Source organism: Streptacidiphilus neutrinimicus (assembly GCF_000787815.1).
In the GTDB taxonomy this organism is placed as follows: Bacteria; Actinomycetota; Actinomycetes; order Streptomycetales; family Streptomycetaceae; genus Streptacidiphilus; species Streptacidiphilus neutrinimicus.
The window spans coordinates 8,222-17,863 of record NZ_BBPO01000109.1 but is presented as its reverse complement, the minus strand read 5'-3'; the positions used below and the strand labels follow the sequence as shown (position 1 = coordinate 17,863).

4 protein-coding genes are annotated in these 9,642 nt (G+C 67.8%); 1 reads left to right on the top strand and 3 read right to left on the bottom strand.

The features are described from left to right. The coding region (locus tag TR48_RS35495; RefSeq protein ID WP_042374706.1) for an IS3 family transposase at positions 1-454 on the bottom strand (454 nt) is incomplete at its 3' end. Continuing rightward, positions 451-651: a hypothetical protein gene (locus TR48_RS35490; protein ID WP_084730034.1), complete on the bottom strand. Its 201-nt coding sequence runs from the start codon at positions 649-651 to the stop codon at positions 451-453. The genes TR48_RS35495 and TR48_RS35490, both read right to left, overlap by 4 nt. 1,000 nt (positions 652-1,651) lie before the next feature. Here TR48_RS35490 and TR48_RS35485 point away from each other — a divergent pair. Continuing rightward, positions 1,652-2,935, top strand: coding sequence for a DUF2079 domain-containing protein (locus TR48_RS35485; RefSeq protein WP_161789964.1), 1,284 nt, complete (start codon positions 1,652-1,654; stop codon positions 2,933-2,935). A 360-nt stretch (positions 2,936-3,295) separates the two neighbouring features. On the opposite strand, the gene TR48_RS46470 is transcribed toward TR48_RS35485, so the two are convergent. Next, positions 3,296-8,941 carry a LamG-like jellyroll fold domain-containing protein gene (locus TR48_RS46470; protein ID WP_152628359.1) on the bottom strand — a complete coding sequence of 1,882 codons (5,646 nt, stop codon included), beginning with the start codon at positions 8,939-8,941 and terminating at the stop codon, positions 3,296-3,298. Between the last annotated feature and the right edge of the window lie 701 nt (positions 8,942-9,642).

Sequence of the window (9,642 nt, the reverse complement as noted above, 5' to 3'; positions counted from 1 at the left end):
TGGCCAGATAGAGCCAGCCTTCGTCGGTGGCGATGTACGTGATGTCGCCGCACCAGCGGGTGTCCAGCCCTGTGGGATCGGGCTGGAAGTCGCGAAGGACCAGGTCTGGGCGCGTGGCGGCGTTCGGATCCGGGATCGTGGTGCCGGTGCGTCGCCTGCGGTGCCAGCCCTGCAGGCCCGCCTGGCGCATGAGCCGGGCAACGCGGCGACGGCCGCACGGTTCTCCGTCCCTGCGGAGCACGGCATGGATGCGTGGGGCCCCGTAGCTGCCGCGTGAGGTCTCGTGGACGTCGGTGATCTTCGCGGTGAGTTCCGCGTCGCGGGTCTGACGCGGGCCGGGGGCCGCGGTGCGGCGTGTGTAGAAGGCGGAACGGGAGACCTCCAGCAGTTCGCACGCGCGCTTGACGTTGCGACCTGCCTGCTTCTCCGCCTCGATGAACCGGTGCACCGTCACCGGGTCTCCTGAGCGAAGAAAGCCGTGGCCCTGCGGAGGATGTCGACGTCCTCGCGCAGTCGGCGGTTCTCCCGCCGCAACCGGGCCAGTTCCTCGCGCTCGTCGCTGGTCAGGCCGTCGCGCTCGCCAGCGTCGACGCGTGCCTGGTTGACCCACAACCGCACCGCGGTCTCGGTCAGGTCGAAGTCCTTCGCCACCTAACCGACGGACCGGTCACCGCGTCGGCACAGCTCGACGATCTCGGCCTTGAACTCCGGCGTGAACGAGCGGCGAGGGCGCGGCTTCTTCTTCCCTATGCTCTCCATGATGGACATCTTCCTTCCGGGGCCGAAGCCCCCGATCTCAGGTGTACGTCAAACCGAAGCAAGCCCAGCTGGCGAGGTGCTACAAAAACCTGGTCTGCTGAAACGGCTACGAACCGAACACAGAGGACCAAACCGTCGGCTGAACACCCAGAGCTGCCAGTGCTGGCTCACCGTCGCCTTACACTGCCCGAGCTGCAGGTCGGTGTTACGCTGCGAGGCCTGCAGCGGCGTCCTGGTCTCGATGGTCCCGGAAACCAGGATTACGGATTCTGCTTGCAGTCGCCGTTCTGCGCCGGCATCGATCCCGAGCGGGTCGGCCCGGCACCATCCTGTGCGGATCGGCGGGCTGCGTCGGCCTCGGCGGTGCCGTCGCCGGGTGGGGGCGGTCCGCTATGCGGACGAGGAGGCCCAGGGAGACGGCATGCTGATCCTCCGGGGCCCACTCGATGCCGACACCGAACCCATTGCGTCGCCGAAATGATCTGGCGAGGGGATCGACACGGTGCCAGCCCTGCAGCTTCCCCACGCTGGGCACCACGATTTGCTGCCGCCGGACGAGCAGCGGCCTGACGATGCAGCCGGTTCCCTCGCCCCGTGCCCAACAGCGCGCCTTGCGGGTGGTGCGCGCGCTGGAGGACGCGGCCCCCGCGAGCCGACCTGCTGTGTAGCTGAGATCAGGTGTTCGTATACCGTTCGGTTCTTCGACGTTCCAAGGAGAGCCGCCATCGTGATACCCGTCCGTGTTTCGGCTGCCGAGCCCGTGGCTGACACCACTGAGATGCTGCGGCGTCGCCGGCACTTGTGGCCTATTTCCCCGCCTTTGCTCCTTGGTGGGTTGTTTGCTGTCGCGTGGGGGGTTCTCGGTGTGTTCCGCGGGCTGCGTGGTGGGGACATGTCGTGGGATATGGGCATCTTTACTGAGGCGGTGAAGGGATACGCGCATTTGTCCGCGCCGATCGTGGACATCAAGGGGGCTGGGTACAACGTCTTGGGCGACCATTGGTCCCCGATCGATGCGCTCCTTGCACCGGCGTGGTGGGTGTGGCCTTCGCCATTGATGCTCTATGCCGCCCAAGCCTTGCTGTTCGGGTGGTCTGTTTGGGTTGTTGCCGATACTGCCGGCCGTGTGGGCACGCGGGGCCTGGGTGTGGCTGTGGGCTTGGCCTACGGGCTGTCGTTCGGGCTGCAGCATGCGGTGGACACGGGGTTCCACGAGGTGGCGTTCGCGGTGCCGCTGCTGGCGATGGTGATGCGGCAGTTGGTCTTGGATCACGCTGAACGGGCACTGTGGTGGGCGTTGCCCTTGCTGGCGGTGAAGGAGGACATGGGGTTCACCGTGGCCGCCGTGGGGGTTCTGGTCGCGGTCCGGTGGCGGCTGTGGCTGCCTGGTGTCGTGGTTGCGGTGGTCGGTGCCGGCTCGGTCTTCCTGGACGTGCTGGTGCTGATACCGGCTTTCAATCCGCACCACGGCTACGACTACTGGGAGAAGGTTCCCGGCGGCAGCCTTGGGCATCTGGGCATCGGGGCAGCACTGTTGGGCCTGGTTTGGCCGGTGGTCAAGTGGCAGACACTCGGATGGACCTTCGGGGTGACCGGGTTCGTGTGCCTGCGCTCGCCGTTGGTGCTGGTGGCCGCGCCGATGCTGCTACTGAGGTTCGCCTCCACGAATCCGATGTTCTGGGACATCGGCTGGCACTACAGTGCACCGCTGATGCCGGTCGTGTTCCTTGCCGCCGTGGACGCGCTGCGACGCATGGAGGGGGCGCGCTCGCACTGGCAGCGGGTCTATCGCGGGCAGGCCATCGTGGTGATGGTAGCTGCTGCGATCGCGTTGACCGCGGCGTTGCCTTTGAGTCTTTGCGACTTGGTCAATCCCGGTACGTATGACGGTGGGACGCATTCGGCGGCGCTGCGGGCCGCTGACGCCATTGTGCCGCCGGGGGTGACGGTGACGGCGGTGAACCCGAACCTGGCGATGCTGGCCGCGAAGGACCGCGTGTTCTGGGCCGGTGATCCGAAGGTTGACGCGGCTTGCCCGGACTGGATCGTGATCGACACGCGGTGGTGGCAGCCGGACAACGATCTGGTCGGGTGGGCGGAGCGTGTTCACCCGGGCTGTAGCTACGTGGTCCGTTTCAACCGCGACGGCGTTGTGGACCTGGCTCGCGTGGGTTGAGAGAAGGGCATCCGGTCGGCGCACGGGTGCCGGGGGGATGCGGTGTGATCTCTGCGCGGCTGCCTGCGAGCGGCAGGGGACCGGGTGGCGTGCGCGAGGTGGCGCACGCTCTCGGGCTGGGTGAGTTGCCCGACAGTCGCCTGCCGGATGCCGGGGTGGTGTCGCTCATTGGCGGTGCGTGGTGGGCTTTTCCGGGGCGCGGAGTCGGCGGCTCGTGGGGCGAACGGTGGTGCCTGCGCTCCGGCGCGCCGGGGAAGCAGGCCGAGCGGTCGGTTCGGTCCGGGGGTGCCGGTGCCCTCCCTGCGCGTGCGGGGAGGGCACCGGTCTTTCGTTCTCGTGTGGTCGTGTCGGGAGGGCTTGTTACCAGTTGACTCCGACGGGGTTGCGGGGGGTGCCGAGGGTGCCGGTGGAGATGGTTCCGTCGCCGGGGTAGACGTAGAGGGTGTTGCTGCTGTCGCGGGTGATCACGTCGGGGTTGTTGTTGGGGTCGCCGGTGACATTCTGCAAGCCGACGATGTTGTAGCTGGCCCAGCCGGTGCCGATCTGGGTGCGGCCGCCGGAGGTGTCGTGGGCCGCGTCTCCGGCGTAGAGCCACAGGGCGCCGTTGGAGTCGGTGGCGAGAAGGTCCATGTGCCCGTCGTTGTTCCAGTCGGTCATGCCGTCCAGGGTCATGCTGGTCCAACTGGTGCCGATCTGGACGTGGGTGCCCAGGGAGTTGAGGCCGTTGACGGTTCCGGTACCCGGGTACAACCACAGGACGCCGCTGCTGTCCTTGGCGACGACATCAGGCTTGCCGTCGCCGTTCCAGTCCCGCACGCCCGCGAAGCTGTAGGTGCTCCAGCCGCTCCCGATCTGCACCTTGGAGGCCAGGTCGTGGTTGCTGTTGCCGGGAAAGTCCCACAGGAGTCCGTTGGCGTCGCGGGCGATCACGTCGAGGTTGCCGTCCTTGTCGAGGTCGGCAATGCCCGCGATGGTGTAGCTCGACCAGTTCGTTGCCGATCCGATCTGGGTGCGGGTCGGGTTGCTGGTGTGCTGGCCGGTGGGGATGACCCACAGTTTGCCACTGGAGTCGGCGGCGACCAGGTCCTGGGCGTGGTTGCCGTACCAGTCGACGGTGTCGGCGAAGGTGTAGTGGGACTGGCCGTTGGGCAGGGAGGTGTCCATCTGCACCTGGGACGGGCTGATGGCGACGGGGTAGGCACGGACGTCGGAAACTGAGCCGGTGGTGGCGTTGTACAGGCTAGTCGGCGTGGCGGGCAGGCTGTTGGCGCCTATCTGCAGCGGGCCGACGCTGGCTACCGGGCTCGTGTCGGTTGTGGTGCCGACGCTGACGCCGTTGACGTACAGCGTCATCAAGTGGGTGGCGATCTCGTAGGTGGCGGTCAGATGGGTCCACTGCCCGGCCTGGGCCCAGCCGCCGCTGACCTCGGGGTAGGTGGTGGTGCTGCTGTCACTGGTGGTGGTCATGTAGTACCAGGCGTTCTTGCTTTGGTCGTAGCCCAGGTAGAACGCTTGGTGGTTGTTGGTGGCCTGGCTGACGACCGTTTGCGTAGTGGCGAGGTTGCTGAGTTTCACCCAGGCGCTGACCGTGTAGCTCCACGTGGTGCTGACGGCGGGAGAGGGGGCCCGCAGGACGCTGCTGGTGCCGTTGAGGACGGCTGCCGCGCCGGTGGTGCCGTTGTGGTCAGTGCCCCAGGTGACGTTGGCCGGCGACAGGCTGTTGACGGATGCGGCGTCCAGGCCGGTGCCGTTCAGCAGCCACTGGTTGGCGCCGTTGTCGTCTGTTTCCGAGGTCCACAGCGGTGTGCCGTCGGCGTCGTACACGACCAGTTGGGCGTCCGGCTGGAATACCACGGCGTCGCCGGTGTCGGACGGGCTGCCGTAGGTGCCGGTGGCCCACAGGGAACCCGTGTGGGCTCGGGCGTCTGCCGCGGTGTCGTAGATGACGAGGTTGCCGTCGCTTTGCAGGGTCAGCACCGCGCCCGGGTATCCGGCATTGCCGGCGGAGAACATCTGGGTGCCGGCGGAGGTGATGGTGAGCAGGCCGTGGTTGAAGGCGAGGGTCTGCACGCCGTGGGTCCAGGTGCTGCCGCTGGGGTACAAGGTGTTGTCGGAGGCCAGGACGGTGGCGCCCATGCTGGTGCTGTTGGCGGCCTTGGTGCTTCCGGCGTATACCGCGTAGACCTGGGCGGGCGTCAAGGTCTGGTTCCAGGTCTGGACCTGGGACACGGTGCCGTTGAAGTAGGCGTTGGCGGCGCTGTTGAGCAGGTCCTTGCCGACCTGGAACTTGCCGGTGAACCCCGTGACCGCCGTGTGGGTGCCGGAGGCGTCGGAGACGCCGTTGAGGTACAGCGCCGTCTTGCCGGTGTTGTGGTCGTAGGTGGCCGTCAGGTGGATCCACGCACCGAGGTGGACGCCGATGGTGCTGGCGGCGCAGTCGTCGTTCCACGGGCCGGTGTCGGCCTTGGCCATGCAGAACTGCCAGCCGGACGGGCTGGCGAACAGCACGAACCCGGAGTTGTGGGAACCGTCCTGAGACAGCACCGCACCGCCGGCCGAGGTGACCGCTTGCGGGTTCACCCATGCGGAGACGGTGAAGTCCTGGGAGGTGGTGACGGCCGGGCCGGTGGTGTTCAGGGAGCCGGTGGAGCCGTCCAGGTCCGCGTCGGGGCTGAACATGTCGCCGGTGTTCCAGGTGGCGCCGGCGGTGCCGGTGAGGCTGAGCGCGGGGGCGGACCCTGAGGGGTTGTCGTTGGTGGCGGTGATCGGGGTGCCGGGGCTGTTGCTGCCGATGTCCTGGAAGTCCCAGGCGTGGGCGGAGGTCTTCAGTGGGGTGGTGGCGGTGGTGAGGGTGGGGTCGCTGGTCAGGGCCCCCGGAAGGGTGGCGGTGGTGGTGCCGGTGGTGGTGTCGGTGACCCACAGGTCCGGGATTCCGTTGCCGGCGATGTCGGCCGCGCGCAGGATCAGATTGTCGGTCGGGTTCTTGTTCCAGCCGGTGGCGATCTGGTACTGGCCGGTGGTGGTCAAGGTGGTGCCGGTGGAGTCGACCTTCAGGCCCGTCCACAGGTCCAGCTCGCCGGTGGAGGAGTTCCACAGGTACATCGCGGTGCCGGACGACAGTTGTGCGGTGGTGATGGTCCAGGCGTTCCAGTCCATCGTGCCGTCGGGGCTGTTCAGGCCGCTCAGCTGATAGCAGGTGTCGCCGGTGGAGCAACCGAAGGGGTCACCGTAGCCGTTGGCGGTGTGCGAGAAGTAGACGATCAGCTGGTAGCCGGTGTTCGCGTTGCCGGCCGTGGCGAGCAGGTCCGGTAGTCCGGTGCTCTGGCCGCTGGTGTTGCCGCCGGCCGCGACCTGGGTGGCGATGTCGCTGTTGTCGTCGATAAGAGTGCCGCCGAAGATCCGGTACGGGGCTTGGTCGGTGAGGTCGGTCGTTGGCTGGCCGATGTGGAGCGGGTCGCCGCTGCCGTCGTTGCACGCGACTTCTCCTCCGCCGGCGTTGTTGCCGGAGGGGAAGTAGGCCATGACGTCCTGGGCGCCGTCGCCGCAGAAGCTTCCGGTGATGGCCTGGGCGCCGTTCCAGTCGGTCGGCGTGGCGGGGCTGGTGAAGTCGAGCCCGTCGACGCCGATGTTGGCCGGAGTGTTCGTCACGGTGCCGTCGCTGTTGCCCTCGGCCAGCCACAGGCCCGGACCGAACGGGCCGTTGTTGCCCGGGACGATCAGGTCCGGGGTGCCGTCGAGGCTCAGGTCGCCGTCATTGGCCGGTGGGTTGATGGCGGTGCCGTCGAACCAGACCGCGGTCGGCGAGCCGACGTTGCCGCCCGCGGACAGGGCGCTGACGGTCAAGGTGTTGACCAGGTGCGTCAGGGAGACCCGCACGTTGATGCTGCCAGTGCTCTGGACGGTGACCGGCGGCTGCTGGTTGACCTGGTAGACGTAGCCCGAGACCGACGTCTTGGTCACGGTGCCGCCGGAGTTGACCGTCGGCTGGGAGAGCGTGAACTCACATGTGGTGCCGATCGCCTGGTTCGCGTCGTTGCTGTCGCCGCGGGTGGCGCAGGTCTGTGCCCCGGCGTCGGGTGTCTCGTCGGGCGCAATGCCGGGGGCGCCGGGCCGGGTCGGGTCCCACATGAACGAGCAGGTGGTCTTGGACGCGGTGGTCAAGGTGCCGTCGCTGGTGGACACGGTCCAGGCGAAGCCGGTGGAGGCGCCGCCGGCGAGCTTGGCGAAGAACGACTCGGGCAGCGGCATGACCGCGTCCTGGCCCGACGCGTTCTTGAAGGTGTTGGACGCGACGCCGTTGGCGCTGGTCAGCAGGTTCGTCTTGTTGGTGTTGTCGGTGGTCTTCCACATCGTGAACGTCGTGGTGAGCGACGAGTTGGTCGGCGTGGAGACCGGTGCGAACAAGCTCACCGAGGTGTCGCCCAGCGTCGTGCCGCCGTTGCAGTTGGCGGCCGGCGACGTGGACAGGCCGGTGGGGATGTTCGGCGCGAAGTCGTAGGTGATGGTCCACTGCGCGCTGGAGGGGGTGAACTCCTTGAACGCGTAGTTGTCGCTGTGGTCGTCGGCCCGCAGGACGAAGGTCTGCAGCCCCTTGCCGGCGTTGATGTCGTTGGTGACCAAGCTGGTGCTCAGCGGGTAGGCCGGGACACCGTTGCCGGGGCAGGAGGAGCTGTAGCCCAGCGCGTATGACTCGGACGGGGCGACCTGGCTGCCCAGGCTGTTGACCCAGTTGTTCCAGGTCGCGTTGCCGCTGTTCAGCGTCTGCGAGGGAGCGTAGAGGTCGACGGACTGGTTGTGCCCGGAGGTGAGGCAGGCCCAGGAGTAGTTCTCGTCGATGCCGAAGTTCGCGCTGTAGATCTGCGCGCCCTTGAGGTTGAGTGGGACGGGCAGGTTGAAGATGCTCATCGCTTCGCCCTGCACGTCCCCGCTGTTGCCAACCTCGGCGTCGCTGTCCCCGACGCCGTAGTCAACGGTCCCGTTCCAGAAGTTCTGGGTGGGCACACCGGACCCGGGACTGGACCATCCGTTCTTGCCGACCCCGTAGGACGGCGAGTAAGTGGGGTCGATGAACAGCGGATACACGGGGTTGCCGGCCAGGAGGCTGCTCGGGACGGTCAGGTCCACCTTCCCCTTCGCGACAGCGACGCCGAGTTGGGCGCGGTGCGAGCCGTGGCCGGGGTTGTCGGCGCTGGAGGCGGGGTCGATCGGGTCGCCGTCACGAACGGCGGCCCTGGGCAGCGCGGTCTTGGCCGAGTCCCAGGCGGTGGGCACGGGGGCGGCGAAGACCGCCCGGCCCTTGGCGTCGGCCACGGCGAGGTCGCCGGCCTTGTCCGCTGCCACGTGCAGGCCCCGGGTGGGTGTCGCGGTGGCGTCCAGCAACTGGAGCAGGCGCGGGTCGTGTGCTGCGGCAGCGTTGCGGACGGTGAACACGTCGCTGACCGCGCCGGCGTCGGAGACGGTGACGGTCAGATCGACACCGGGGATGACGTTCGCGTAGACGGCGGTGTCGTCGGACACGCTGGGGTGGGGCAACGACAGGGGCAGGGTGAGGGTGAAGCCCTCGCCGCCCGCGTACATACGCGCGAGCGGTCCACGGCCCCCGCCAGAGAGCACGACCTGATCAGTGGTGGCCGCGGGGGAGAACGTCCCGTCGGGGTTCGCCTTCAGCGTCCCGTCCAGGCCCGTCCAGGCCCCGTTGCGGAACACCCGGGTGGGCGCGACGGTCTGGGTGAGCGTCAGTGTGCCGTTCGGGTTTGCTACGGTCTGCGCCATCGACGTCGTCAACGCGGAGGCGACGACCGGTTTGCCGCTCTGCCGGGCCCGCAGTGAGGCTTGATCCGCTGACAGAAACTTCGGCGCCGGTGCGGCGGCTGCCTTCGCCCTGCTTGCGGTGGCCGTCTCCGCGGCTGCGGCGGGCGCCACGGTCAGTGCCCCGCCGGCCAGGACAGCGGCGAGCAACGCCGCCAGCCCCGCACCCGAGGAACGCGCGTTCGTCGTTGGGCTCATTTCGCTCTTTCTCTCGCACAAGCCATCTCCAGGCGCATCGTGCGCCCACGCGCGAGTATCACCGACTCCACCCCGGGGCTGGAATTAACCACGTGCACGGATGTGCTGTGGAATCAGCCTCAATGGGCGATTTGGCCGATTGAAAATTGACCAATACTTTGCAGATCCGCCTGGATGAAATGCTCCGAAACGTCTGGGACCCGGCGGGGCCGCCGCCCCAGGCTCGGCGCACGCCCAATCGCCCGGCGTCAAGCGGCGTCCCCGCAGGCAGGACTGGCAGCGCGTCAGGCCGACGCTGGGAACCCTTCATGGACGTGACAGGAATCACGTGGCCAGGAGAGCATGAGGACAGCCCCTTGGAGGGCTTTTGTCCGATTACTCCCTGAATACTGGCCGGTCGTGATCATTCCGTGATCCAATACGCTTTCGGCTATCGCTAGAGTGCCGCTGATCATCGCCTATTTCCCTATTTCTGGGCCGTGTGCGATGTGGTATCGGGACCGGCGAAATTGCCGATGATTCGGGGAGCCTTAGGTGCGTACCAACCTGCGGTGGGCCAGAGGAACAATCGCGTGGCGACGCACAGCCGTCGCACTCGCGGCCGCCGTCACCTTCCAGGCCAGCCTGACGGGAGTCGCGCAGGCCCTGCCCACCCTCCCGGCCAAGGCCCCCGGCGCGCCTCGCGCGGACCTGGGCCATCC